The 24,983-nt window shown below is 59.1% G+C and carries 20 protein-coding genes and 1 pseudogene; 9 read left to right on the top strand and 12 right to left on the bottom strand.

What is annotated here, in order from left to right; translation table 11 throughout:
• Positions 1-198: 198 nt before the first annotated feature.
• The gene (locus tag ACYASU_RS08600) at positions 199-1,200 is read right to left on the bottom strand and encodes a D-cysteine desulfhydrase (protein ID WP_463582527.1); all 1,002 of its coding nucleotides are present in this window, start codon (positions 1,198-1,200) and stop codon (positions 199-201) included.
• Positions 1,201-1,415: 215 nt separating this feature from the next.
• Here ACYASU_RS08600 and epsC point away from each other — a divergent pair, with 215 nt between their 5' ends.
• Positions 1,416-2,360 carry a serine O-acetyltransferase EpsC gene (gene epsC, locus ACYASU_RS08595; protein ID WP_197983925.1) on the top strand — a complete coding sequence of 315 codons (945 nt, stop codon included), beginning with the start codon at positions 1,416-1,418 and terminating at the stop codon, positions 2,358-2,360.
• Positions 2,361-2,820: 460 nt separating this feature from the next.
• The gene (gene betT / locus ACYASU_RS08590) at positions 2,821-4,815 is read left to right on the top strand and encodes a choline transporter BetT (protein WP_192173016.1); all 1,995 of its coding nucleotides are present in this window, start codon (positions 2,821-2,823) and stop codon (positions 4,813-4,815) included.
• Positions 4,816-4,930: 115 nt separating this feature from the next.
• Here betT and ACYASU_RS08585 read toward each other — a convergent pair whose 3' ends face one another.
• The gene (locus tag ACYASU_RS08585; protein WP_463582526.1) at positions 4,931-5,683 is read right to left on the bottom strand and encodes an SDR family oxidoreductase; all 753 of its coding nucleotides are present in this window, start codon (positions 5,681-5,683) and stop codon (positions 4,931-4,933) included.
• 238 nt (positions 5,684-5,921) lie between these two features.
• Between ACYASU_RS08585 and mgrA the strand changes: the two genes are divergently transcribed.
• Positions 5,922-6,959 carry an L-glyceraldehyde 3-phosphate reductase gene (gene mgrA / locus ACYASU_RS08580; RefSeq protein WP_463582525.1) on the top strand — a complete coding sequence of 346 codons (1,038 nt, stop codon included), beginning with the start codon at positions 5,922-5,924 and terminating at the stop codon, positions 6,957-6,959.
• Between the two features lie 107 nt (positions 6,960-7,066).
• Here mgrA and ntrC read toward each other — a convergent pair whose 3' ends face one another.
• The 6 genes from ntrC to ACYASU_RS08550 all read right to left on the bottom strand — a co-directional run bounded on the left by ntrC (position 7,067) and on the right by ACYASU_RS08550 (position 12,235).
• On the bottom strand, positions 7,067-8,503 hold the full coding sequence (gene ntrC, locus ACYASU_RS08575; RefSeq protein WP_074890141.1) for a nitrogen regulation protein NR(I): 1,437 nt from the start codon (positions 8,501-8,503) through the stop codon (positions 7,067-7,069).
• Positions 8,500-9,585 (bottom strand): nitrogen regulation protein NR(II), encoded by a 1,086-nt coding sequence (gene glnL / locus ACYASU_RS08570; RefSeq protein ID WP_074890143.1) that lies wholly within the window; start codon positions 9,583-9,585, stop codon positions 8,500-8,502. Before glnL ends, ntrC begins: the two co-directional genes overlap by 4 nt.
• A 302-nt stretch (positions 9,586-9,887) precedes the next feature.
• Complete coding sequence (locus tag ACYASU_RS08565) at positions 9,888-10,532, bottom strand: DUF4124 domain-containing protein (RefSeq protein ID WP_463582524.1); 645 nt, start codon at positions 10,530-10,532, stop codon at positions 9,888-9,890.
• Positions 10,516-11,064 (bottom strand): DUF4124 domain-containing protein, encoded by a 549-nt coding sequence (locus tag ACYASU_RS08560; RefSeq protein ID WP_463582523.1) that lies wholly within the window; start codon positions 11,062-11,064, stop codon positions 10,516-10,518. The genes ACYASU_RS08565 and ACYASU_RS08560 overlap by 17 nt, the downstream gene beginning before the upstream one ends.
• A gap of 126 nt (positions 11,065-11,190) precedes the next feature.
• A complete protein-coding gene (locus tag ACYASU_RS08555; RefSeq protein ID WP_463582522.1) occupies positions 11,191-11,757 on the bottom strand; it encodes a chorismate mutase in 567 nt (188 codons plus the stop codon).
• A 28-nt stretch (positions 11,758-11,785) separates the two neighbouring features.
• Entirely contained in the window at positions 11,786-12,235 is a 450-nt protein-coding gene (locus ACYASU_RS08550) for a cupin domain-containing protein (RefSeq protein ID WP_463582521.1), read from the bottom strand.
• Between the two features lie 581 nt (positions 12,236-12,816).
• Between ACYASU_RS08550 and ACYASU_RS08545 the strand changes: the two are divergent.
• Both ACYASU_RS08545 and ACYASU_RS08540 read left to right on the top strand, forming a co-directional pair.
• A pseudogene (locus ACYASU_RS08545) lies at positions 12,817-13,509 on the top strand (polymorphic toxin type 44 domain-containing protein); the annotation flags it as partial.
• Positions 13,496-13,906, top strand: coding sequence for a hypothetical protein (locus tag ACYASU_RS08540; protein WP_463582520.1), 411 nt, complete (start codon positions 13,496-13,498; stop codon positions 13,904-13,906). The pseudogene ACYASU_RS08545 and the gene ACYASU_RS08540, both read left to right, overlap by 14 nt.
• Before the next feature lie 219 nt (positions 13,907-14,125).
• Here ACYASU_RS08540 and glnA read toward each other — a convergent pair whose 3' ends face one another.
• Positions 14,126-15,532 (bottom strand): glutamate--ammonia ligase, encoded by a 1,407-nt coding sequence (gene glnA, locus ACYASU_RS08535; protein ID WP_037018763.1) that lies wholly within the window; start codon positions 15,530-15,532, stop codon positions 14,126-14,128.
• A 332-nt stretch (positions 15,533-15,864) separates the two neighbouring features.
• On the opposite strand from glnA, the gene thiI reads away from it, so the two are divergent.
• A complete protein-coding gene (thiI, locus tag ACYASU_RS08530; protein ID WP_122624387.1) occupies positions 15,865-17,319 on the top strand; it encodes a tRNA uracil 4-sulfurtransferase ThiI in 1,455 nt (484 codons plus the stop codon).
• A gap of 140 nt (positions 17,320-17,459) precedes the next feature.
• On the top strand, positions 17,460-19,280 hold the full coding sequence (gene typA / locus ACYASU_RS08525) for a translational GTPase TypA (RefSeq protein WP_122536774.1): 1,821 nt from the start codon (positions 17,460-17,462) through the stop codon (positions 19,278-19,280).
• 206 nt (positions 19,281-19,486) lie between these two features.
• Here typA and ACYASU_RS08520 read toward each other — a convergent pair whose 3' ends face one another.
• The 3 genes from ACYASU_RS08520 to ACYASU_RS08510 all read right to left on the bottom strand — a co-directional run bounded on the left by ACYASU_RS08520 (position 19,487) and on the right by ACYASU_RS08510 (position 22,821).
• Entirely contained in the window at positions 19,487-19,942 is a 456-nt protein-coding gene (locus tag ACYASU_RS08520) for a YkgJ family cysteine cluster protein (protein WP_074890161.1), read from the bottom strand.
• 121 nt (positions 19,943-20,063) lie between these two features.
• Positions 20,064-21,449 carry a GTPase/DUF3482 domain-containing protein gene (locus ACYASU_RS08515; RefSeq protein WP_463582519.1) on the bottom strand — a complete coding sequence of 462 codons (1,386 nt, stop codon included), beginning with the start codon at positions 21,447-21,449 and terminating at the stop codon, positions 20,064-20,066.
• Positions 21,442-22,821: a DUF2868 domain-containing protein gene (locus ACYASU_RS08510; RefSeq protein WP_463582518.1), complete on the bottom strand. Its 1,380-nt coding sequence runs from the start codon at positions 22,819-22,821 to the stop codon at positions 21,442-21,444. The genes ACYASU_RS08515 and ACYASU_RS08510 overlap by 8 nt, the downstream gene beginning before the upstream one ends.
• A 254-nt stretch (positions 22,822-23,075) precedes the next feature.
• On the opposite strand from ACYASU_RS08510, the gene ACYASU_RS08505 reads away from it, so the two are divergent.
• Positions 23,076-23,588, top strand: a complete 513-nt coding sequence (locus tag ACYASU_RS08505) for a dihydrofolate reductase (protein WP_282373378.1) — start codon at positions 23,076-23,078, stop codon at positions 23,586-23,588.
• Between the two features lie 306 nt (positions 23,589-23,894).
• Positions 23,895-24,950: an HAD family hydrolase gene (locus ACYASU_RS08500; RefSeq protein WP_463582517.1), complete on the top strand. Its 1,056-nt coding sequence runs from the start codon at positions 23,895-23,897 to the stop codon at positions 24,948-24,950.
• Positions 24,951-24,983: the final 33 nt, after the last annotated feature.

The raw sequence follows: 24,983 nt of genomic DNA, 5'->3' as shown, positions 1-24,983 counted from the left end.
AAGTATCAGACCCGACGAAGCTACGTTGGCATCACGCGTTTATCCAGCTTTTTCAGTCGCCTGCAAGGCTCTGCACGCCGGCTGGCGGCGATCATAAGACTCGAACCCAACGATGAAAAATAATAAAAAGCGGATCGCTTATCAGTTTCTGGAATATGGCGTTCACGCGACGGTTTGCGTGGCAGCGGGACGAAGGCCCTATCCCGCCGAAAAGACGTCTTGATACGCAAACAAAGCTGGCGCGCCACCGGTGTGGAGAAAGACGATCGGGCCATCTTCGAAGCGCTGCCTGCCAATGCCGTCGAGCAGTCCAGCCATGGCTTTGCCGGTGTACACCGGATCCAGCAGCAGCCCTTCATGACTGGCCACCAGCCGGATTGCCGCCAACGTCCCGGCATTCGGCTCGCCGTATCGTGGGCCGAAGTATTCATCCCACAGCTGCACCTTGAATGCGGCGGGCAACGATTCTTCCAGCAGTTCGACGGTTTGCTCGGCCAGGCGCTGAACCTTGGGCGCCTGGGTTTCTTCCGGGCGCGACACGGTCACGCCTATCACCGGAAGCTCAGGCAGTTCTTCCGCCAGCGCCAACGCCAGGCCGCTGTGGGTGCCGGCACTGCCCGACGCGAGCACGACGGCCGCGAATGACAGGCCGCTTTGCTTGATCTGCTCGGCCAGTTCAAAACCGGCCTGCACATAACCCAGTGCGCCGAGGGCATTCGAACCGCCGATCGGCACTAGGTAGGGCTTCTTGCCGCTCAACCGCAGTCGGCTGGCCAGGGCTTGCAGTTGCTCGTCGGCGTTGTCGAGGTTCTCGACCAATTCGACCTTGGTATCGAACAAATCCAGCAGCAGGCGATTGCCGTTGCCCAGGTAATTGCTGTCGTCGGTTGCAATCGGGTTTTCCAGCAGCGCCACACAACCCAGGCCGAGGCGGGCGGCGAGGGCCGCCGTCTGACGTACGTGGTTGGACTGAATGGCGCCCGCGGTGATCAGCGTGTCACAGCCCTGAGCCAGGGCATCGGCCGCGAGGTATTCCAGCTTGCGCAGCTTGTTGCCGCCCATGGCCAGCGGGGTGATGTCGTCGCGTTTCACGTAAATGTCGCGCCCGGCCCAGTTCGAAAGGCGTTCGAGCTTTTCAAAGGGCGTCGGACCGCCGAGCAATTCCAGACGATTAAAACGGGCGAGCTGTTGTTTGATCATGGTGGCGTCGACAGGTCTGCAATTGAGTCGCAGGACTATAGGCAGACGTTTCCCACAGGGCAACCGCCCGGCGTCCTCCATCCCCTGCACAGAAGCCCCACGAAAATAGTTATTTTTTTGCCGCGAAGGGATGTCGTAGAGTGATTCCACTTCGGCCGTTACAGCCTGACTCGCCGTTGAATTGAGGAGAAATCTGCGTGAGCACTATTCCCGACCTGTCCCCGGAATCCTGCGCCGAGGGCGTGACCGGCCACTGGCAACTGCAGCGGATTGTGGGCGAATTGCGCGCCGCGCGTGATGACTGGCGTACCAGCAACGGCCGAATCAGCGGCGAGAAGGGCGGCCGCGAGCTGCCTTCCCGCGAGGCCATGCGCGACATTCTCGATGCGTTGTGCGGCGCGCTATTTCCAATGCGGCTGGGGCCGGTGGACCTGCGCGAAGAGAGCGAGGACTTCTACGTCGGCTACACCCTCGACGTGGCGTTGAACTCGCTGCTCGATCAGGCGCGGCTCGAACTGCGCTACGCCGCCCGGCAGAAAGGCCAAGATGCCAGCTGCGCGGATGTGCATGCGGAACGGCTGATTCAGGATTTCGCCAGCGCACTGCCGACGATTCGCCGCGTCCTCGACACCGACGTGCTGGCGGCGTACCACGGTGACCCCGCCGCGCGCAGTGTCGATGAGGTGTTGCTGTGCTACCCGGGCATTCTGGCGGTGATTCACCATCGTCTGGCCCATCACCTGTATCACAACGGCTTGCCCCTGCTGGCGCGCATCAGCGCCGAACTGGCCCATTCCGCCACCGGCATAGACATCCACCCTGGCGCGCAGATCGGCCCGAGCTTCTTCATCGATCACGGGACCGGCGTGGTCATCGGCGAGACCGCCATCATCGGTGAGCGTGTGCGCATCTATCAGGCCGTTACCCTGGGTGCCAAACGCTTCCCCTCCGATGAAGACGGCCAATTGCTCAAGGGCCATGCCCGTCACCCGATCGTCGAAGATGATGTAGTGATCTATGCCGGCGCCACGATTCTGGGGCGCATCACCATCGGCAAGGGCTCGACCATCGGCGGCAACGTGTGGCTCACGCGCGGCGTCCCGGCGGGCAGCAACGTCAATCAGGCGAGCCTGCAGCACGAGGATGGCTGTCCGAAGTAGCGTAGGTCGCGGCACTGACTCCTACGGAATTCACTGTGTAGGGCATCTCCCGTTGCTCAGACGATGCGGTCAGGCAGCAAACGCAAACCTTGTGGGAGTGAGCTTGCTCACGAAGATGGCATCCCAGCCGCTGGAAATGTAGCGGATATACCGACCTCTTCGTGAGCAAGCTCACTCCCACAATTGATTTGTCTGCAAACGCCACCTAAGGCCTCCATAATTTTCAAGCGCGTTGAAAACCCTCCCGAACCCACGGAACGAAAGGCTTTCGTCGTCCGTCCTACCCTCGCCTGATTAAGCGTCACGCCACCGTGCATTAGTCTCCGGCCGTCTATTCGTGCTTTAATTGAACGTTCAATCAAGTTAAACCGGTGGTTCGCTGCCCGCTGATCTCAGGAGGCCTACCTTTGCCGCATCTACGTTGCATGATCGATCCCCTCGCCCGCGCGGCGGTATTCATATGAATAATTCAAGCGCTTCGAACAGCTCGCCTGTTCGCATGAATGGCCCTGTTTTCTACTTCGCTGCCAGCTTCATCCTGATCTTCGGACTGGTCGTGATCGGCTTCCCGGAAGCCTCCGGGGCTTGGTTGCTCGCCGCGCAGAACTGGGCCGCCAACACTGTTGGCTGGTACTACATGCTGGCCATGACCCTGTATCTGCTGTTCGTTGTGGTCACTGCGCTGTCCGGCTACGGCAAGATCAAGCTCGGCGCGGACCACGACGAACCCGAATTCAGCTACCTGTCCTGGGCCGGCATGCTGTTCGCCGCCGGGATCAGCATCACGCTGTTCTTCTTCTGCGTGTCCGAGCCGCTGACCCACATGCTGCAGCCGCCGCAGGGTGAGGGCGGGACCACCCAATCGGCACGTCAGGCCATGCAGCTGCTGTTTCTGCATTGGGGCCTGCACGGTTGGGGCGTGTTCGCCTTCGTCGGGATGGCGCTGGCCTACTTCGCCTATCGCCACAACCTGCCGCTGGCATTGCGTTCAGCGCTGTATCCACTGATCGGCAAGCGCATCAACGGCCCGATCGGCTATGCGGTCGACGGCTTCGGCATCATCGCCACCATCTTCGGCCTCGGTGCTGACATGGGGTTTGGCGTATTGCACCTGAATTCCGGGCTGGACTACCTGTTCAACGTGCCGCACACCCAATGGATTCAGGTCGGTTTAATCACTCTGATGATGGGCGCGGCAATCCTGGTGGCCATTGCGGGCGTCGACAAAGGCGTGCGCGTCATGTCCGACATCAACATGCTGCTGGCCTGCGCGCTGCTGCTGTTCGTGTTGTTTGCCGGACCCACTCAGCACCTGCTCAATACCCTGGTGCAGAACATCGGCGATTACCTCGGCGCGTTGCCGGTCAAGAGCTTCGACGTCTATGCGTACGATGGCCCGAGCGACTGGCTGGGTGGCTGGACCGTGTTCTATTGGGCGTGGTGGATTGCCTGGTCGCCGTTCGTGGGTCTGTTCATCGCGCGTATCTCCCGTGGTCGCACCATTCGTGAATTCGTCTGCGGCGTGCTGCTGATCCCGCTGGGCTTCACCCTCGCGTGGATGTCGATTTTCGGTAACAGCGCAATCGACCTGGTGCTGAACCACGGCATGGCTGCGTTGGGCCAATCGGCTATCGACGATCCGTCGATGACCCTTTACCTGATGCTGCAGACGTACCCATGGAGCCGGACGGTCATTGCCGTGACGGTGTTCATCAGCTTCGTGTTCTTCGTGACTTCGGCCGACTCCGGCACCGTGGTGCTGTCGACGCTTTCTGCCAAAGGCGGCAGCCCGGACGAAGATGGCCCGAAATGGCTGCGTGTGTTCTGGGGCGTGATGACGGCGCTGATCACCAGCGGCTTGCTGTTCTCGGGCAGCATCGATGCGCTGAAGTCGGCGGTGGTACTGACTTCGTTGCCGTTCTCGCTGATTCTGCTGCTGATGATGTGGGGGCTGCACAAGGCGTTCTACATGGAGTCCCAGCGCCAGATCGCTCAGCTGTATTCACTGGCACCGGTCTCCGGATCCCGGCGTGGCGGCTGGCGTCAGCGTCTGACTCAGGCCGTGGCATTCCCGTCCCGTGATGAGGTTTACCGCTTCCTCGACCAGACCGTACGCCCGGCGATTGAAGAAGTGACGGCAGTGTTTGTCGAGAAGGGCCTGACGGTCGTGACTCAGCCGGATCCCGCCAACGACACGGTGGGCCTGGAAATCGGCCACGGTGAAGAGCGTCCGTTTGTGTACCAGGTGACCATGCGTGGCTATTTCACACCGTCCTTCGCACGCGGCGGCATGGGCTCCAAACAGCTGAACAACCGCCGTTATTACCGCGCCGAAGTGCACTTGAGCGAGGGCAGTCAGGACTACGACCTGGTGGGCTACACCAAGGAACAGGTCATCAACGACATCCTCGACCAGTACGAGCGCCACCTTCAGTTCCTGCACCTGGTGCGTTAAGGCGCTTTCTTTTGTAGAAACACGCGTGCCCGCGACGGCGTCGTGTCAGTCGCCCAACCGGGGACGGACACGACGCCCTTGCGGGCACGCTTGCTTTTACACCTTCGATTTCTATTTAGGCCAAGCCACCATTGACACGCAGCACTTGACTATTCACCCAGCCTGAATCCGGGCCGGCCAGAAAGGACACAACGCTGGCGATATCCTCAGGCTGGCCCAGGCGCTGCAACGGCGGCATGTTGGCAAAGTGCTGGATTTGCTCCTCGGTTTTGCCTTGCAGGAACAGCTCGGTCGCCACCGGCCCCGGCGCGACGGCATTCACCGTGATATTCCGCCCGCGCAGCTCCTTGGCAAACACATGGGTGAAGGCTTCGACGGCCGCCTTGGTCGCGTTATAGATGGCATAGCCCGGCAGGTTCAGCGCCAGCGCACTGGTGGAGAAATTGATGATGCGCCCGCCGTCGTTCATCCGCGCGCTGGCCTCGCGCAAGGTGTTGAAGGTGCCTCGGGTGTTGATGTTGAACACCTGATCGAATTGCTCATCGCTGGTGTCTGCCAGCGGCAGTGCCTTCATGACGCCGGCGTTATTGACCAGCACATTGACCTTGCCCAGCTTCGCTTCCGTTTGCTCGAACAACTCGCGGACCTCGTCAGCCTTGGCAACGTCGGCTTTGATCGCGATGGCCTGACCGCCCTCGTCGTTGAGCTGCGCAACCAGGGCGTCCGCTTCTGCCGCGCTGCTGGCGTAGTTCACGACCACCGCGAAACCGTCGTGGCTCAAGCGCCGGGCGATTTCCGCGCCGATACCACGGGAGGCGCCGGTGACGATGGCGACCGGACGGGCGATGTGTAGAGAGGACTGCGTCATGGTGAGGCTCCGATTCATTTGAAAGTGAGTGCAGCTTCACATGGCAGACCGCGTTGATAAACGCCGCAAAAATGCCTTCATTGTTCTGCTGCAGCGAACAATGCAGTGGCCGTCGCTTTTCTTCAGCGCTGGAGCGTAGCGTTCGTCCACTCTCTTGAACCCCCTCGCCGCAGAGAAATCCGAGTAATCTCGCAGGTTCGTTTTGTGACTGACTTCCATACAAGAAAGAGAGGACTGGATGACTTACATCGCTGCCGAAAACCGTTATGAACGCATTCCCTATCGTCGCGTAGGCCGCAGTGGCCTGGTGCTGCCAGCGCTCTCCATGGGTCTGTGGCACAACTTTGGTGACAGCACGCCGATCGACACCCAGCGTGCGATGCTGCGCACGGCCTTCGATCTGGGTATCAACCACTTCGACCTCGCCAATAACTATGGCCCGCCGTACGGCAGTGCCGAAATCAACTTCGGTCGCCTGCTCAAGGAAGACTTCAAGCAATACCGCGACGAACTGATTATCTCCAGCAAAGCCGGCTGGGACATGTGGCCAGGGCCTTACGGTCAGGGCGGCGGATCGCGCAAGTACGTGCTCGCCAGCCTCGACCAGAGCCTGCAGCGCATGGGCCTGGACTACGTCGATATTTTTTATTCCCACCGCTTCGACCCTGATACCCCGCTGGAAGAAACCGCGAGCGCACTGGCCACCGCTGTGCAGCAGGGCAAAGCGCTGTATATCGGGATTTCGTCGTATTCGGGCGCCAAAACCCGAGAAATCGCAGGCTTGCTGAAAGAGTGGAAAGTGCCGCTGCTGATTCATCAGCCGGCCTATAACCTGCTCAATCGCTGGGTGGAAAAAGACCTGCTGGACACCACCGAAGAACTCGGCTCGGGCGTCATTGCATTCACCGCGCTGGCCCAGGGGCTGCTGTCGGATAAATACCTGAACGGCATTCCAAAAGACGCACGGGTCAACCGTCCCGGTGGCGGCTCGTTACAGGCGGGGCATTTGTCGGAGCAGAACATCGAGCACGTGAGTGCGCTGAACGAGATCGCCAAGCGTCGCGGTCAGAGCCTGGCGCAGATGGCACTGGCCTGGACACTGCGCGATCCGCGCGTCACGTCCGCACTGATCGGTGCAAGCCGTCCGGAGCAGATCATCGAGAACGTCGGGGCCCTCGACAATCTTGAGTTCAGTCAGGAAGAACTGGCCGAGATCGACCGGTTTGCGGTGGAAGGCGGGATTAATCTGTGGGAGAAGCCATCTTCGGCTGAGTAAACCCGCAGCCATCGTGGGCGTCCTTGCCCGCGATGGCGTCCTGCCTGCGGCGAATCCGTCTTTCGACTGACGCCATCGCAGGCAGGCGCTGCTGCCTATCGCAGGGCTTAGCCCTCGTCACCCTCGTCGTCATCCCCGCCATCTATCTTCATACCCAACTCCTTGATCTTGCGGGTCAAGGTATTGCGGCCCCAGCCCAGCAGCACGGCGGCGTCGCGACGACGGCCGGCGGTGTGCTTGAGCGCGGTCTCGATCATGATGCGTTCGAACGTCGGCACGGCACTGTCCAGCAGGCTGGATTGACCGCGGGCCAGCGCCTGATCGGCCCATTGGCGCAGCGCTTGTTCCCAGTTGGTCACCGGGGCAGCGTCCTGGGGCAGACTCAGCAGTTCAGGTGGCAGATCGCTGACATGCACTTCGCGGCCCGACGCCATCACCGTGATCCAGCGACAGGTGTTTTCCAGCTGACGGACGTTGCCCGGCCACGGCAGGTGCTTGAGGTATTCCTCGGTTTCCGCCTTCAGCAGCTTGGGCTCAACCGCCAGTTCCTGCGCAGCGCGGCTGAGGAAGTGGCGCGCCAGCGTCGGAATGTCTTCGCGACGGTCGGACATGCGCGGGATGTGAATGCGGATCACGTTCAGGCGGTGGAACAAGTCTTCGCGGAACTTGCCGGCCTGGACCAGGGTTTCCAGATTCTGGTGGGTCGCCGCAATGATGCGCACGTCGACTTTGACCGGCACGTGGCCGCCAACGCGGTAGAACTCGCCGTCAGCCAAGACACGCAGCAACCGGGTTTGGGTATCGGCCGGCATGTCGCCGATTTCATCGAGAAACAGGGTGCCACCGTCGGCTTGCTCGAAACGCCCACGACGCAGGTTCGCCGCGCCGGTGAACGCGCCTTTTTCGTGGCCGAACAGCTCGGACTCCATCAAGTCTTTCGGAATCGCCGCCATGTTCAGCGCAATGAACGGCGAAGCCGAGCGTGGGCTGTGGCGGTGCAGGGCGTGGGCAACCAGCTCTTTACCGGTCCCGGACTCGCCGTTGATCAGCACGGTGATGTTGGAGTGGCTCAAGCGGCCGATGGCGCGAAACACCTCCTGCATCGCCGGCGCTTCGCCGATGATTTCCGGGGTGCGGGTCAAGGTTGGCGGAACGGCCAGGCCCTGCTGCTCCTGAGCGTGCTGATTGGCGCGTTTGACCAGCGAAACGGCTTCGTCAACGTCGAACGGCTTTGGCAGGTACTCGAACGCACCGCCCTGATAGGACGCCACGGCGCTGTCTAGGTCCGAGTGAGCGGTCATGATAATGACCGGCAGGCGTGGATGCTGTTCGCGAATGCGCGCCAGCAAGTCCAGGCCGCTGGCGCCGGGCATGCGGATGTCGGAAATGATCACGTCCGGTTGCTGACGGGCCAGGCGGCTCATCACGCCATCGGCGCTGTCGAAACTCTGCGTGGTCATGCCCTCTTGCTGCAGGGCTTTCTCCAGTACCCAGCGGATGGAACGGTCGTCATCGACGATCCAGACAGTTTCACTACGGCTCATGTCGACGCTGCTCCTTGTTCCAGCGGCAGGAAGATCGAGAATGTTGTATGGCCAGGGTGGCTATCACACTCGATCAGCCCCTGGTGCTGACTGATGATGTTCTGGGTAATGGCAAGGCCCAGCCCGGTGCCATCCGGGCGGCCGCTGACCATGGGGTAAAAAATGGTTTCTTGCAGCTCCGGCGGAATGCCGGGGCCGTTGTCGATGATTTCGATCTTGCTGACCAGACGATGGCGCACATGGCCGATGGTGAACTGGCGCATGGCACGCGTGCGCAGGCTGATGCGGCCCAGACGCAGCTCGTTCTGGCTGCTGATGGCCTGCATGGCGTTGCGCACGATATTGAGCACGGCCTGAATCATCTGCTCGCGGTCAATCAGCACATCGGGAATGCTCGGGTCGTAGTCGCGCACGATAGTGATGCATCCCTGGCTTTCGGCTTCGACCAGGCTGCACACGCGCTCGAGCACTTCATGCACGTTGGTCATCGCCAGCATCGGCAGCTTGTTCGAGCCCAGCATGCGGTCGACCAGATTACGCAAGCGGTCGGCTTCTTCGATGATGACGTTGGTGTAGTCCTTGAGGCTCTCCTCCGGCAGCTCGCGTGCCAGCAACTGCGCGGCGCCGCGAATCCCGCCGAGGGGGTTCTTGATTTCATGGGCCAGGCCACGCACCAGCATTTTGGTGGTCTCCTGCTTGGACAACTGAGCCTCTTCCTTGGTGATCCGCAGCAAGCGATCACGGGGGTGGACTTCCAGCAGCAGCATGGTCTCGGCCTGGGAAAGAATCGGGGTGACGGCGTAATCGACCGTCAACGTCTGGCCGGTGAGGGCGGTCAGCATCGCTTCACGTTTCGTGAACGGGTGCGCCTGTTCCACCGCCTGACGAAGCGAACTGAGCGCTTCGGCAGATTCAGTGAACAGCTCGCTGATGAATTGGCCGTGGCTACGTTGACCACTGATGGCCAGCAGCATTTCAGCGGCAGGATTCATGTACTCGAGGCGCAGGTCCGAGTTGAGCAGAATCGTGGCAGTGGTCAGGTTGTCGAGTAACAACCGATGCAACGCATCGCTGATAGTCATGAATCCCGGTGACCTCTTTTGGCTCTATGCACTCGGGCTGGGCCGTGAGTGCAGGCTCTGATTGGTCTTTGCCAGCGTATGGAACCGCCAGAACGTGTGGTGTGCTCGCGCATTCATTACAAAATGCAAAAACCAAACCAAGGCTCCGAAAAGAAGCGCGGATTGAGGAATTACGAACGTTTTTTGGACGGCAGGCCCGGCGACAGTGCATGGATTCCTGAACGCCGAACCAAAATGGGCTTTACATGCGAAAGCTCGTTCAGGTTGTGCACCAGAATAGAGCATAGCCGGTCGGGCAGGGTTTAGCGGAAGAACGAAAAGAAACTCGATTCTTCTTCCGGCTTGTCCTTGATAGGGCATTCGGGGCGCACACCGTAATCATCGTTTTTACAGGGCTGTGCGAGCCGCTTCTGGGCCAGAGAGATGCGTATCAGGTGAAAGGGTTGATTGGGTGTTCGCTCCAGCACTCGCCCGTACTGATCAATGATCTCTACGGACAGCTGGTGAGTGCCACGGTCGATGTTCGTCAGCGGGAAAACCGGGCTGCGCGTCGGCTCGCCGTAGGGTTTGCTGTCGAGCAGTAACCTGTACAAATGATCCGGCTGCAACTCGGGATCATTGCTGACGGTGACATTCAGATTGCCTTCAATATCGCGGATCGTGCTGTCGGGTTCCGGCGCCAGAATGCGCAGCAACTGATAATGGAAGATGGGTCTCGCCGCTGGCTTCGGTGTGGATGCCCGAGTGGGCGCCTTCGTGGGCTGATCGACCCGGTTGGTCGGCGCTATGTCGACCTTCTTCGCATTGCGGTGAGGCTGATCGGTGAAGACCCGATTGCCGTCTGCATCGACGTAGGTATACACCTCCGCCAAAACGGCCTGGCTCACGCTGAACAGCAGGCACAGAGCGACGGCCAACTGGTAGACGTATTTAAGGCCGGCCGACATGGACTCGCTGCACTGTCAGATTGACCGTCTCGCTTTGCTGGATCGAACGCCGATTTTCCAGCACCTGAACAGAAAAGCTGTGTTCGCCCCGATCAAGCTCCATGACCTGCAGCCGCGGAATATTGGTGGGCTGGCCATAGGGTGCGCCGTCCACCACCAACTGCAACAAATGCCCGGGCTGCAAACGGGGCTCTATGGCCACGCCAACAGTGAACGAGCCGTTATTGGCACGAAGCGCTTCGTCCTGGTGCAGGTCTTTCAGCGCGAGCACCTGATAGGTGGCGGCGCTTTGCTGGTCCCGGGTTTGGTTTTGGTTTTGGTTCTGGTTCTGCGTCGCGGGCAGTGGCGGCGGCGGTGCAGGGACGACGGTCTCGACACTGTTGAGCGGCGGCAGCTCGACAGTTTCGGCTTTGGTACCGTTCGGCGGCTGGTTGCTGTACGCCGTGTTCCCGGAGGCATCGGTGTATTTGTAGATCTGCGCGGCAGCGGGCAGCGCAAATACCAGCAACAGAAGGGCAAGACATTGACGCATGAACACTCCGGTGCAGCGATCAGGACAACCAACAATGGTGCCGCGCTAAATCCATGACGCGGCACGGGTCAGCATAGAGGAATACTGATCGACGGTGTCATTTGAGAAGCGGACCTGCGCACCCGCTCACGGGCTTGGTGTGGTCCGGCAGAGGTCGCCTCCCGCCCGTTGCAGCGCGGTCTCAATGACGGGATCACTTGCCTGTCGCTGGATTTCCGACTGCACCCAGCCAGCGCATTTGGCATCGCTGCGGTAAGGCTGAAACGCCGAGTAACTTTGCATCAACACCGGCAGCAGCGTATCCAGCCGACCGCGGATGCCATCGGTCAGGTTGACGTCTGGCTTCTCCGGAGAGTGACCGGTGTCGCGCCACTGTTCGAGGCGCGCGTATTGCACCATTTTGTTGGCTTCCATCTGGGCGGTCATGAAATCGCGTACGTCGTCGGCGCCCAGCTTGAATTCACTCGCCCGTGACTCGGCGTTCTGAATCACCTGGCGCTCGCGCTCATTGTCCTGAACCGGCTTGCCGCTGTGCCATTTGCTGCGCGCCACGTCATTGGCGATTTCCAAGCGTTGCTCCATGGCTGCGATGAGCGGTTGAAGCTGTGCGGGAGGCTGCTGAGCAGGAGTCGCGTGAAGCCCGGTCGACACCAGGCCGCAGGCCAAGGCAGCGAGTTGGAGCTGTTTAAGCATTGTCATGTCCTCACGTATGACCAAGCGATCACTGTTTAACATTTTGGCTGGTAGAAAGTGGCATTCCCTGTGTTCCGGCATAAAAAACGACGAGTTCCACTGCGGTGTCCCCCGTCAGGCCTCGATGCTGCCTGTCGACCATCTCAGGCAGCACATCCCCTGGCTTGAGCAGAATCGATTTATCGCCTTCGCGGGTTTCCACCCTGAGATTGCCGGACACGACATAGGCCGCATTCGGCATCGGGTGCTCGTGCCATGTGAGTGCGGTGTTGGCGGGGATTTTGATGTTGAGGACAGTCAGCTCAGGCTTGCCGACGGGGTAAGCGTCATAGGCTGTTCCGTCCCAGGAACTTGAGCTTTTGAGCAGCAGAGTGGACTGGACCGTTGAGACCGGAACGGAGCTGGACGTTTGCGCGGTGGCGCATCCGCCAAGGGCGATCATCGCCAGCAGCAGGCAAGCGGGGGTGACGTTGAACATGAACGAAATCCTTGTGTTTTGAAGACAGAAACACAAGGTTGCCGGAAACGTCGTTCCCATCTGCGGTACATGTTTATAGCTGTATGGCGACCGAGCAATACGCGCCCAGTAACAAAAAAGGCCTCCCGAAGGACGTCTGTTCAATCACACACACAAAATCGGATGCGTCCTACAGATCAGTTAGTCGCTATCCGCTAACTTGGCGTGAATTTACCTACTTGGATACTAACTGCATCTGACAGAAAAGCCCTCGCTCTATATCGGCTTCATCTGACGTGGTGGGTCATACGGTAGGACGCTTTAACTGTTCATCAAGGATGACAATCAAGCGACTTGGCTGAATTCCGGTTTGCGATGCCCACGGGCGACGCGCGATCTGCTGAGGCAAACTGACGCTCCCAGGACAGCGCCTCCAGGTTGGAAGGACGTATAACCCAACAAAGGAAGGAAATAAAAATGGAAGGGTATTTTCTTGTACGCGGTGACAAAACTTCGTGCGGCGGAGAAGTTCTGGCGGGTTCACCTAGCTTTACGCTCAATGGATACGAGCGTATTTGTGAAGATGATCCGTGACGGCAAGTTGTCCTCATCCTGATCGTATGCATGAACTTGCCGGTTACATTGCCGATGAGATGAATGGCAATATTCGCCATCCTTCGGTTTTGAAGATGAGGGAGTTGAATAGTTATGAGGCGGTAAAAGAGACCAAAAAATACTTTCAACAGCCGTTTTATCTGACGATGGGGCATGTGCCTAACTTCAATGCCATCGAGCTAGCGAAAAAAGCTGAGGCATTTGCGTTGTGGGCCGAGCGGGTGGGGCAGAATCGGCCATGGGATCATAAGCCGATAATCCGTAAAAGTTTCGGAGGTGTTTGGCATAAGCACGGTGAGTACGACTATTACTATGATATATGGTCGAACATCCATTATGGGTATGTAGGGACTATCGGTGGGATTTCCGAAAGTTCATTGTTGGACGGTGCCGGCCTTGAGCAGATTGCCTAAGACACTCTCAGGAAAGTAAAAGAGGTGTGGAATAAGCCTGGGAACGAATGGGAGCTTCCGGGACCTCATGCTACAGCCACCCCTCGGACTTCGTTGCGGTCGTGGGATGATGTCGCTGATAGAGTCTCCATCAGCATTGGAATTAAGCTGGCTGGAGAATATTGGGAAGGTGGAGTAACGGCCGGTTTGATTATGGATGAAGTTTTGGCCTTTGAGCCGACTCTTTGGGGGGATGGAGCACAGGTGCATAAATGTGAGCAAACCTAAAAAGAAATTCAGGTTGTTTTTTTACGCGTTGCTGATTTTATTGTTTGGCAATCTGATTTTTAAGGCTGTTTGTCCATCGGTTACGGTTAGGTATCCTGCCGAAGGTGTAGGAGAGATTAGGTATATATGGAATGTTCAGGACGAGATTTATAAGGGTGGGATGAAGCCTGGGGGTGTAGCGTATGATGTGGGACACTTGTTCCCAGGCGATGATTATTTTATGGAGTTCAACTGGTGGAAAAATACAGGAGGACGGAGGCACTGTGTGAGTATCAAGCCAGGCTGGTTTGAGGTTCATATCCAGCTGGACTTGAACGGGGAAATCGATAGGCATGATAAAAGCGGCACCACCGTGGCACGGCTTAAAGCGTGCGAATGGGATTCCGCAAAAATGTAGAGCTGGGTAGAGGGTGTTTACGCCTTCGTTAGCTCCTGGTTCGTTTGGAGCTGGAATACATTAGTGAGTGCCAAGGATGTTACTTCGATGGTGGAGTAACGTCCGGTTTGATTGCAGACGAGGTTCAGGCCATTTGATCCAAGTTTGTTTTCCACATATTGCAAAAAGGCCTCCCAAAGGAGGCCTTTTGTTCACGCGGCTCTCGCCGGCGCGACTGGATCAGCAGCTGTAGTACAGCTCGTATTCCAGTGGGTGTACGAACGTGCGCACTTTGATTTCTTCTTCGGACTTCAACGCGATGTAAGCGTCGATGAAGTCGTCGCTGAATACGCCGCCTTTGGTCAGGAACGCACGACCTTTGTCCAGCTCTTCCAGGGCTTCCTTCAGGCTGCCGCAAACTTGCGGGATCTCTTTCGCCTCTTCAGGCGGCAGGTCGTACAGGTTTTTGTCAGCCGCATCGCCAGGGTGGATCTTGTTCTGGATGCCGTCCAGGCCAGCCATCAACAGGGCAGCGAAGGCCAGGTACGGGTTGGCTGCCGGGTCCGGGAAACGTGCTTCGATACGACGGCCTTTCGGGCTGTTGACGTAAGGAATACGGATCGATGCCGAACGGTTACGCGCCGAGTAGGCCAGCATGACCGGCGCTTCGAAGCCTGGAACCAGACGCTTGTACGAGTTGGTTGCCGGGTTGGTGAAGCCGTTCAGGGCCTTGCCGTGCTTGATGATGCCGCCGATGAAGTACAGAGCGGTGTCGGACAGGCCGGCATAACCTTCGCCTGCGAAGGTGTTCTTGCCATCTTTGGAGATGGACATGTGAACGTGCATACCCGAACCGTTATCGCCGTAGAGAGGCTTGGGCATGAAGGTAGCGGTGCGGCCGTAAGCGTCGGCAACGTTGTGCACGACGTATTTCAGGGTCTGAACTTCGTCAGCCTTTTTAACCAGCGTGTTGAATTTCACGCCGATTTCGTTCTGGCCTGCGGTTGCCACTTCGTGGTGGTGAACTTCGACGACCTGGCCCATTTCTTCCAGGGCGTTGCACATTGCGGTGCGGATTTCGTGGTCGTGGTCGAACGGTGGAACCGGGAAGTAGCCGCCTTTGATGCCTGGACGGTGGCCCTTGTTACCGCCTTCGATGTCGGCGTCGGACATCCACGAACCTTGTTCGGAGTAGATTTTGAACATGGAGCCGGAGATGTCGGACTTGAATTTCACTTCGTCGAAGATGAAGAATTCTGGCTCAGGGCCGGCGAATACAGTGTCACCGATACCGGTCGACTTCAGGTATTCCTCGGCGCGGTGAGCAATGGCGCGTGGGTCGCGATCATAACCTTGCATGGTCGAAGGTTCGATGATGTCGCAAACCAGGATCAGGGTAGGCTCTTCGGTGAACGGATCCAGCACGGCGGTTTCGTCGTCCGGCAGCAGGATCATGTCGGAGGCTTCAATACCTTTCCAGCCCGAGATGGAGGAACCGTCGAACATTTTGCCGACTTCGAAGAAGTCGTCTTCCAGCGCATCGCGGGCCGGCATGGTCACGTGGTGCTGAGTGCCTTTGGTGTCCGTGAAGCGCAGATCAATCCACTTAACGTCATGATCTTTGATGAGTTGAACCGACTTCGACATGTTGTCCTCCGGGGTGGATTAGGGCCTGAGTAGTGGTTGGCCCTTCAATTTGGGTGATGCCGGGCGCGATACTCGACCAAGGCAACCTGCCTCACAAGGGAGCAATTTGCATGCCAGTGCCCTGTGTTGGGTTTTCCGCGGGAATAGCTAACTTTAAGCGCGTTAAACGTCGCATATTCGAAAACCGGCGCACCCTTATGGTGCCAAGTAATTGTATACAGGGCCGTTTTGGTGCGCGGACGATTGGCCGTACGATAACTGGTTAAACCTTGAGCAATTTCCGCTATAATCCGCGCCCCCCTTTTTCGACCGGGACCTAGCGCGCTGTTTTCATGAAATTAATCGTCAAAGTCTTCCCAGAAATCACTATCAAAAGCCGGCCTGTGCGCAAGCGCTTCATCAAACAGCTGGCCAAGAACATCCGTACGGTGCTCCGCGATCTGGACCCGGCGTTGGTGGTGGATGGTGTGTGGGACAACCTTGAGGTCGAAACCAGGGTCGAGGATGCCAAAGTCCTGCGCGAGATGACCGAGCGGCTCAGCTGCATGCCCGGCATCACGCACTTTCTGCAGGTTGACCAGTATCCGCTGGGCGACATGGAAGACATCTACGAGAAGTGCAAGCTGCACTTCGGCGACGCGCTCCCCGGCAAGATTTTCGGGGTGCGCTGCAAGCGTGCGGGCCATCATGACTTCAGCTCCATGGACGTCGAGAAGTACGTCGGCAGCAAGCTGCGTCGTGAATGCAACGCCGCCGGCATTTCGCTGAAAGCCCCGGAAGTCGAGGTCAGAATCGAGATTCGGGACCAGCGCCTGTTCGTGATCCACAGCCAGCACAACGGCATCGGCGGTTATCCGCTGGGTTCGCTTGAACAGACCCTGATCCTGATGTCCGGTGGCTTTGACTCAACCGTGGCCGCGTACCAGATCATGCGTCGCGGCCTGATGAGCCATTTCTGCTTCTTCAATCTGGGCGGACGTGCCCACGAGCTGGGCGTGATGGAAGTCGCGCACTTCATCTGGAAGAAGTACGGCAGCTCCCAGCGGGTGCTGTTCGTGAGCGTACCGTTCGAGGAAGTTCTGGGAGAAATTCTCGGAAAAGTCGATAACAGTCATATGGGCGTAGTATTGAAGCGTATGATGTTGCGCGCTGCGACCAACATTGCCGACCGGCTGGAAATCGACGCGCTGGTGACCGGCGAGGCGATTTCCCAAGTGTCCAGCCAGACGCTGCCCAACCTGTCGGTCATTGATTGCGTGACGGAGAAGCTGGTCCTGCGACCGCTGATCGCCAGTCACAAGCAGGACATCATCGACCTGGCCGATCAGATCGGCACCGGCGATTTTGCCCGGCACATGCCCGAATACTGCGGTGTGATTTCGGTGAATCCGAAGACCGCCGCCAAGCGCAATCGGGTCGAGCACGAAGAAAAATCGTTCGACATGGCCGTGCTCGAACGTGCGCTGGAAAACGCTCGTCTGGTACCGATCGATCGCGTGATCGAGGAATTGGGCCAGGACGTTCAGATTGAAGAAGTCAGTCAGGCGCTGGCGGGGCAAGTGGTCATCGACATCCGTCACCCGGATGAAGCAGAAGACCGCCCGCTGGCGCTGACTGGCGTCGAAGTACAAACGCTGCCGTTCTTTGCATTGAACAGCCGTTTCAAGGAACTGGATGACACGCGCCAGTACCTGCTCTATTGCGACAAAGGCGTCATGAGTCGCCTGCATGCTCATCATCTGCTCAGTGAGGGGCATGCCAATGTGCGCGTTTATCGACCGAGCTAAGTGCCCGGGGCTGTTTGCCTGTGGCTTGCGTCACCGGCCCCCCGACACCAGTCGTCAGCCGTAACGGCTTTCGCCGGCTCCACCGTTCATAGCTGCCTACAATCAGACAGCTGACCGAATCCTCTGATCGAGATACACAAGTGATCGAAAATCTACGCAACATCGCCATCATTGCTCACGTTGACCACGGTAAAACTACCCTCGTCGACAAGCTTCTGCGCCAGTCCGGCACCCTTGAGCGCAACGAGCTCAACGACGAACGCGTGATGGACTCCAACGACCAGGAAAAAGAGCGCGGTATTACCATTCTCGCGAAGAACACCGCGATCAACTGGAATGGCTACCACATCAACATCGTTGACACCCCGGGCCACGCCGACTTCGGTGGTGAAGTAGAGCGCGTGATGTCGATGGTTGACTCCGTTCTGCTGCTGGTCGACGCTCAAGACGGCCCTATGCCGCAAACCCGTTTCGTGACCAAGAAGGCTTTCGAAGCCGGCCTGCGTCCGATCGTGTGCATCAACAAGGTTGACCGTCCAGGCGCGCGTCCGGACTGGGTTCTGGACCAGATCTTCGACCTGTTCGACAACCTCGGTGCCACCGAAGAACAGCTGGACTTCAAAGTCGTTTACGCCTCGGCCCTGAACGGCATTGCCGGTCTGGATCACACCGACATGGCTGAAGACATGACCCCGCTGTACCAGTCGATCGTCGACAACGTACCTGCGCCGAAAGTCGACCGTGATGGTCCGTTCCAGATGCAAATCTCGGCACTGGACTACAACAGCTTTCTGGGCGTCATCGGTGTTGGCCGTATCGCTCGTGGCCGCGTCAAGCCGAACACCCCGGTTGTCGCGATCGGTGCTGACGGCAAGCGCCGCAACGGCCGTATCCTGAAACTGATGGGTCACCACGGTCTGCACCGCATCGACGTAGAAGAAGCTGCCGCTGGCGACATCGTCTGCATCAGCGGTATGGACTCGCTGTTCATCTCCGACACTCTGTGCCACCCGGACGCAGTTGAAGCGATGAAGCCGCTGACCGTTGACGAACCGACCGTTTCGATGACCTTCCAGGTCAACGACTCGCCGTTCTGCGGTAAAGAAGGCAAGTTCGTGACCTCCCGTAACATCAAGGAGCGTCTGGACAAAGAGCTGCTGTACAACGTTGCTCTGCGCGTTGAAGAAGGCGACTCGGCTGACAAGTTCAAGGTCTCGGGCCGTGGTGAGCTGCACTTGTCGGTACTGATCGAAACCATGCGTCGCGAAGGCTTCGAAATGGGTGTCGGTCGTCCTGAAGTGATCATCCGTCAGGTAGACGGCGTGAAGCAGGAACCGTTTGAAAACGTGACCATCGATACCCCGGAAGAATCCCAGGGCAAGGTCATGGAAGAGATGGGTCTGCGTAAGGGCGACCTGACCAACATGGTGCCGGATGGCAAAGGCCGTGTGCGTCTGGAATACAACATCCCTGCTCGTGGCCTGATTGGTTTCCGTAACCAGTTCCTGACCCTGACCAACGGTGCTGGCATCCTGACCTCGATCTTCGACCGCTACGACACCATGAAGTCCGGCGACATGTCCGGTCGTCAAAACGGCGTTCTGGTATCGGTTGAAACCGGTAAGGCACTGACCTACTCCCTGGAAACCCTGCAGGCGCGCGGCAAGCTGTTCGTCGAGCACGGTCAGGAGATCTACAACGGTCAGATCGTTGGCTTGAACAGCCGCGACAACGACATGGGCGTCAACCCAACCAAAGGCAAGAAGCTCGATAACATGCGTGCTTCGGGCAAAGACGAGACCATCGCTCTGGTTCCACCTGTTCGCTTCACCCTGGAACAGGCTTTGGAATTCATCCAGGACGACGAGCTGTGCGAAGTCACCCCTAAGTCGATCCGTCTTCGCAAGAAGATCCTCGACGAAGGCGAGCGTACCCGTGCTGCCAAGAAAGCCAAGGCGTAACTAGCCCCGGCTGAACGAAAACGCCCCCGGTCGAAAGGCCGGGGGCGTTTTTGTTTGTCTGGATTTTGGTTTGGCCGGTGTCGATGCTGTGAGGGCGATGTTGCTGGAATCGGCCCCTTCCCGGCTAAAGCCGGTCCCACTAAAGTCCGCGCGCCTTTGGTAAGACCGGCTTTAGCCGGGAAGACGTACCCGAACTCTGTAGGGGCTTAGAACTTCAACGGCACACGGCCTGAGTTCGAGTTCAGCGTACCGGTGCTTTCGCGCACGACTTCTTTCGGCTTGTACGCGCAATAACCCGGGCGAGGGCCGATCTTCGGGTGATTGCGGCAGGTGTCGGGGCGCTTATCGTAGATCGTGCACAGCCGGCTCTTGCGATCCAGGTACAGGCAATCGTTGTTGCTCATGCGCTGGAGGGTGAAGATCCCGGACTTCTGATTGAAGCGCTCGACGATCCCGTCCTTCTGCAACCGCTTGGCGATGTTCTTCGGGTTATCCCCTTGTTCGAACTCGTCAACGATGCCGATGCGGATCAGGTCCTTGATCTTCACTTCCACAGGCAGCGTGCAGCAGCTGGAAACGCAGCCCCCGCACATATAGCTGGAGTATTTCTGCCAGGTCTCGATGCGGTCGAGTTCTGCAGCGGCGATCAAGGTGGGTTTCATGCGCGTGTGCTTCCGGGTGTATCGGGCGCGCGATCATACCGGTCCGCGCGCAATTCCCCTACCGCAAAATGATTGAAGCGACTGTCGGCAGCTTGCCGCCCGATCAGTCGTGTGGCTCATTTCAGACGAGCACGGTCTTCGCCAACGCCTCGACTTGCTCCTGCCGCTCGCTTTGATTCAGCTTCGCCCCCGGACTCAGCGACGACCATTGCGGGTGCGCCCGCGCCTTATGCAGCGCCTCCGGCAACTTGCCTTCGCGCCAGGTTTTGTCGAGAGGGGCCGTAAGTTTGATGCTCTCTATCGCGGCATGACCCCGCACCTCCAAGGCTTGCAGCAGTTGCCGTTGGCGCAGCGCCAGCAGTCGGAGCACGGCATCGTCGACCGTCAGTTCGCGCTGCCCCTTGAATTTGTCCATCAACCGGCTGCCATAACTGCGCGCTGTTTGCAGGGCGCCGCCGGCAATCGCGCCGACCAGTGCCGCCGCACCCAGCGTGATGCCGCCAACCAGCAAATCCACGCCAGCACCTGCGGCCGCGCCCGCAGCGATACCGCCACCCACGCGCACGCCCAGCAATTTCAGGGTTTCGGGATTGAACAGATCATCGCCCCAACGGCCATCCATCAAGGGTAAATCGCTGGCCGAGGCGTCTTCGCGACGAAAGGCATAGAGCTTGAGCAGCGACTCGACACAACGTTGTTCGCGCTGGCGCACGGCCTTGCGCAGGTCATCGATCGCCGCCTGCACCTGACCGGAATCCGTTGCCACACTTCGGCGACAGGCTGCGCAGTCCAGCAACAGTTCGGCGATCAGCCTGGCTGCGCTCTGCTTGCGAGCTTCACGCTGGGCCTGCTGGTCTGCGATAAGACGCTCAAGTCTTCCCCGTGATGTTTCCAGCAGCAGGGCGAGGCTTTCATACAGACGGCGTTCGCCATCTTCCGGTGGGGCGACGCTGTCAAAACGCACCAGCGCATGCAGTCCGAGACGCGCCAGCGCTTCACGCCAGTCCGGATCGCGCTGCTGCGCACTGCTGACAAAATTGAGCACGGGCAGCAAGGGTTTGCCGCAACTGGCGAGGACCGCCAGCTCGTCGCGATATTTGGCGAGCACCGGCTCTCGCGCGTCGATCACGTACAAGCCGGCGTCGGAGGCGAGCAACTGACGCAGCACCTTTGCCTCCTGTTCGAAACGCTGGCGCGCCTCGCTGCCCTCCAGAAAGCGCCCGAGCCGCGCCGGGCCGTCGAGCCGTTCGCCGGGTCTGTCCAGCCGCTCGAGATAATCCAGCAGGGCGATGGCGTCTTCCAGGCCAGGCGTGTCGTACAGCTCAAGTAGCGCCTCGCCATCCACCGACAACCGCGCGCCTTCGACGTGCCGGGTGGTGCTCGGACGATGGGAGACTTCGCCGAAGCCGACGTCGCGGGTCAGCGTGCGCAACAGCGAGGTTTTGCCGACGTTGGTGTGGCCAACCACGGCCAGTTTCAGCGGTCGAATTGCGTCCTTGTCAGTCATGTCCGCTCTCCAGCCAGGTCACTGGCGCGCTGTCGGTCCAGTTCAGTTCAAGCTGCTGCAGCGCCGTGTGCCAATCCTCCAGTCGGTCGGCGTCCAGCGCCTGTCCGGTGGGGGCCGGCAACAGCCAGATGCGTGTCGAGGTGGCGCAACGCGCGAGTTCTGCAATCAACGCCAGGCTGCCGCGGTCTGGCGAGCGACGTGGGTCGCAGGCAATGGCAAGGCGTGCGGGCGGATAGCGTGTCAGTTGGTCAAGCAGTGTGCGCCGTGATTCCCGGGAGTCGAGAACGCCGGCATTGACCACGTTGTCGGGAAGCTCGGGCGGCCACGGCTGCTGATTGTCCAGCTCGATGGCGACCAGCAGCGCGCCCTGGCTTTCGCTCGCCGACGGACCGGAGGTTACCGCGTGAAGCTCAGGAGGCGCTGCATCGTTGATGCCCAGCCGTTCACTGCTGGGCATCAAGCGCTCGCGCAGTTCGACGAAGCCGGGGTGACTCAGATCCAGCGCCAACCCTTGTCGACCCACGCGCCAACGCAGGTAACACAGCACCGTCAGCAGAAGACGCGGCACAATACCGAATACCACCAGCACGCCGACCAGCCATCCAGCCCAGGCCTGACGGGCGTTTTCAATGGCGAGCGCGTTATCACCGCTGGCGCGAATCATCGGTTCGGTCGGCACGCTGAAACCCAGCAACGACGGAATCGTCCCCAGGCCTCGGGTCAGGCTGACAAAGGTGTCGCTGCCCAGAATGGTGGTTTCCCAGACGAAGCCGTAGCGCCGCGTCGCCATCAGTAACAGCAGCAGGGTCAGAGCGCTGAGCAGGGCGAGCAGCCACAGGCCATTGACGCAGATGCCCAGCACCCAGCGGTTCAGACGCTTGCGTTGCAGCAGCAATATCAATGCCGGCGCTAGCTGCGCGGCCTGGGCATCGCGTGCCAGCTTCTCGCTGAGCCACATCCAGAGGCGACCGAGGCCGGCGGTATTTTCCCCGACGAAGAGCAGGCCCATCGCCCAGCTTGTCAGCAGAATCAGGTTAAGCCCGAGCAGGCTGCCCAGCGCCCAGAACACATTGACGGGCGTCTGTCCGTCGCCCAATGCGGCGAAAGCCAGTCCGGCGCCGCTGACCACCGCGAACACCGCCAGCACGATCAACGCCAGCCGTGCGCCTTGTTTCCAGTGGTGCAGGGCCTTGCGCATGCCGTCACGTTCGGCGAGCCACAGGGCACGGTGTTTGATCCGGGTTTGCAGGTCGCCCGCAGCAACGCGAGCGCGGCGATTGGCTTCTTCGTCTTCGAGCGCGCCGGCGTATTCTTCACGCAGGCGCACGGCTTCGGTCAGCCAGAGTTCATCAAGGGGAGTCAGTGCAGTCACGCGGCGTCTCGTCGGTAAAGTCGTGGGTGAGCATAACCGGTGTGGCTGCGATCACGCATTGCCAAGGGTTCGCGTTGTTTGGACAACCGCCATCGCGAGCAAGCTCACTCCTACAGGTTCGTCGTTCGCAATTTTCCGCCATCTGCGGCCATTGTAGGAGTGAGCTTGCTCGCGATAGGGGCCTTCCGGGCGATGGTCATTCGGCTCGCACTCCGGGGAAGGAATCAGGGGGTGGCCTCTGATATCCTCGCACCATGAAAAAACATCTCCCCCTGAGCTTGATCGCCGCACTCGCTGAAAACCGGGTCATCGGCGTCGACAATTCCATGCCCTGGCACCTGCCGGGCGATTTCAAATATTTCAAGGCAACCACGCTGGGCAAGCCGATCATCATGGGTCGCAAGACCTGGGATTCCCTGGGCCGTCCGCTGCCGGGTCGGTTGAATCTGGTGGTCACGCGCCAGCAGGATTTGCAGCTTGAAGGCGCCGAAGTATTTACCTCTCTGGACGCGGCGGTGCACCGCGCGGAAGAGTGGGCGCGCGAGCAAGGTGTCAGCGAAGTGATGCTGATCGGCGGCGCCCAGCTTTACGGCCAGGCCCTCGAGCACGCTGACCGCCTGTACCTCACCCGCGTTGCGTTGAGTCCCGAAGGCGATGCGTGGTTTCCGGAATTCGATCTGGCGCAGTGGAAACTGGTTTCCGACACGCCAAACCCGGCACTGGATGACAAGCCTGCGTACAGTTTCGAGGTTTGGGAAAGGGCCTGATATCGCTATCGCGAGCAAGCTCACTCCTACAGGGGGAATGCGATCAACTGTGGGAGTGAGCTTGCTCACGAAGATGGCATTTCAGCCGGTGAAGATTTAGGGGATGTGCTGGCCTATTCGCGAGCAAGCTCGCTCCCACGAGTTTAAGCAGCTCAAGCGTTGTCACAAAAACGTCGTTTTCATGTCATCTGTCGCGAATGGCGCCCGAGGTGACGCGGTGAGGACGGACGTTGTCGCTGACGCATCGAAACAGTCATGGCTTTTTGTTACGGTCCTCCTCGAACCAAAAAAGGGGAGGGGATCACCATGAAATTCGTACCAACATTATTGGCCACCGCACTGTGTCTGGGCCTGGCCGGACAGGCACTCGCCACCGAACTGACCCACTGGCCTGCGCCTGCCGCCAAGCAGCTCAACGCAATGATTGCGGCGAACGCCAACAAAGGTAACTTCGCCGTTTTCGACATGGACAACACCAGCTACCGCTACGACCTGGAAGAGTCACTGCTGCCGTTCATGGAAAACAAAGGGCTGATCACCCGCGACAAACTCGATCCTTCTCTCAAGCTCATCCCGTTCAAGGACACCGCTGACCATAAGGAAAGCCTGTTCAGCTATTACTACCGGCTGTGCGAAATCGACGACATGGTCTGTTATCCATGGGTCGCGCAAGTGTTTTCCGGCTTCACCCTCAAAGAACTCAAAGGCTACGTCGACGAGCTGATGGCCTCGGGTAAACCCGTACCAAGCACGTATTACGAAGGCGACGTGGTCAAGACCATCGAAGTGCAGCCGCCCAAGGTCTTCACCGGCCAGGCCGAGCTGTACAACAAGCTGATGGAAAACGGCATCGAGGTCTATGTGATGACCGCGGCGTCAGAAGAGCTGGTGCGCATGGTCGCCTCTGATCCTAAATACGGCTACAACGTGAAGCCGCAGAACGTCATCGGCGTGACCACGCTGCTGAAAAACCGCGAGACAGGCGAGCTGACCACCGCGCGCAAGCAAATCACCGCCGGCAAATACGATGAAAAAGCCAACCTTGGTCTTGAGCTGACGCCTTACCTGTGGACCCCGGCGACGTGGATGGCCGGCAAGCAGGCGGCGATCCTGACCTACATCGATCAGTGGAAAAAACCGGTGCTGGTGGGCGGCGACACCCCTACCAGCGACGGTTACATGCTGTTCCACAGCGTCGACGTCAGCAAAGGCGGCGTTCACCTGTGGGTCAATCGCAAGGACAAGTACATGACCCAGCTCAACGGCATGATGAAGACCAACGCCGAGGCGCAGGCCAAAGAGGGCTTGCCGGTGACGGCGGACAAGAACTGGGTGATCGTCAAGCCGGACGAGATTCAGTAAGCCGTCTCATCGCGCGGCGTGGCGATATGCCGT

This window comes from Pseudomonas sp. HP_12 (assembly GCF_055283955.1).
This window is presented reverse-complemented; position numbering and strand designations above follow the sequence as displayed.

Bases quoted from the DNA above. Each gene is read 5' to 3' on its own strand.
- ACYASU_RS08585 (WP_463582526.1), bottom strand. From the start codon at position 5,683: ATGACGCAGTCCTCTCTACACATCGCCCGTCCGGTCGCCATCGTCACC.
- ACYASU_RS08550 (WP_463582521.1), bottom strand. From the start codon at position 12,235: ATGTTCAACGTCACCCCCGCTTGCCTGCTGCTGGCGATGATCGCCCTT.
- ACYASU_RS08520 (WP_074890161.1), bottom strand. From the start codon at position 19,942: ATGAAACCCACCTTGATCGCCGCTGCAGAACTCGACCGCATCGAGACC.
- betT (WP_192173016.1), top strand. From the start codon at position 2,821: ATGAATAATTCAAGCGCTTCGAACAGCTCGCCTGTTCGCATGAATGGC.
- ACYASU_RS08500 (WP_463582517.1), top strand. From the start codon at position 23,895: ATGAAATTCGTACCAACATTATTGGCCACCGCACTGTGTCTGGGCCTG.
- ACYASU_RS08505 (WP_282373378.1), top strand. From the start codon at position 23,076: ATGAAAAAACATCTCCCCCTGAGCTTGATCGCCGCACTCGCTGAAAAC.
- ACYASU_RS08560 (WP_463582523.1), bottom strand. From the start codon at position 11,064: ATGCGTCAATGTCTTGCCCTTCTGTTGCTGGTATTTGCGCTGCCCGCT.
- ACYASU_RS08555 (WP_463582522.1), bottom strand. From the start codon at position 11,757: ATGCTTAAACAGCTCCAACTCGCTGCCTTGGCCTGCGGCCTGGTGTCG.
- ACYASU_RS08565 (WP_463582524.1), bottom strand. From the start codon at position 10,532: ATGTCGGCCGGCCTTAAATACGTCTACCAGTTGGCCGTCGCTCTGTGC.
- ntrC (WP_074890141.1), bottom strand. From the start codon at position 8,503: ATGAGCCGTAGTGAAACTGTCTGGATCGTCGATGACGACCGTTCCATC.
- glnL (WP_074890143.1), bottom strand. From the start codon at position 9,585: ATGACTATCAGCGATGCGTTGCATCGGTTGTTACTCGACAACCTGACC.
- glnA (WP_037018763.1), bottom strand. From the start codon at position 15,532: ATGTCGAAGTCGGTTCAACTCATCAAAGATCATGACGTTAAGTGGATT.
- ACYASU_RS08600 (WP_463582527.1), bottom strand. From the start codon at position 1,200: ATGATCAAACAACAGCTCGCCCGTTTTAATCGTCTGGAATTGCTCGGC.
- ACYASU_RS08515 (WP_463582519.1), bottom strand. From the start codon at position 21,449: ATGACTGACAAGGACGCAATTCGACCGCTGAAACTGGCCGTGGTTGGC.
- mgrA (WP_463582525.1), top strand. From the start codon at position 5,922: ATGACTTACATCGCTGCCGAAAACCGTTATGAACGCATTCCCTATCGT.
- thiI (WP_122624387.1), top strand. From the start codon at position 15,865: ATGAAATTAATCGTCAAAGTCTTCCCAGAAATCACTATCAAAAGCCGG.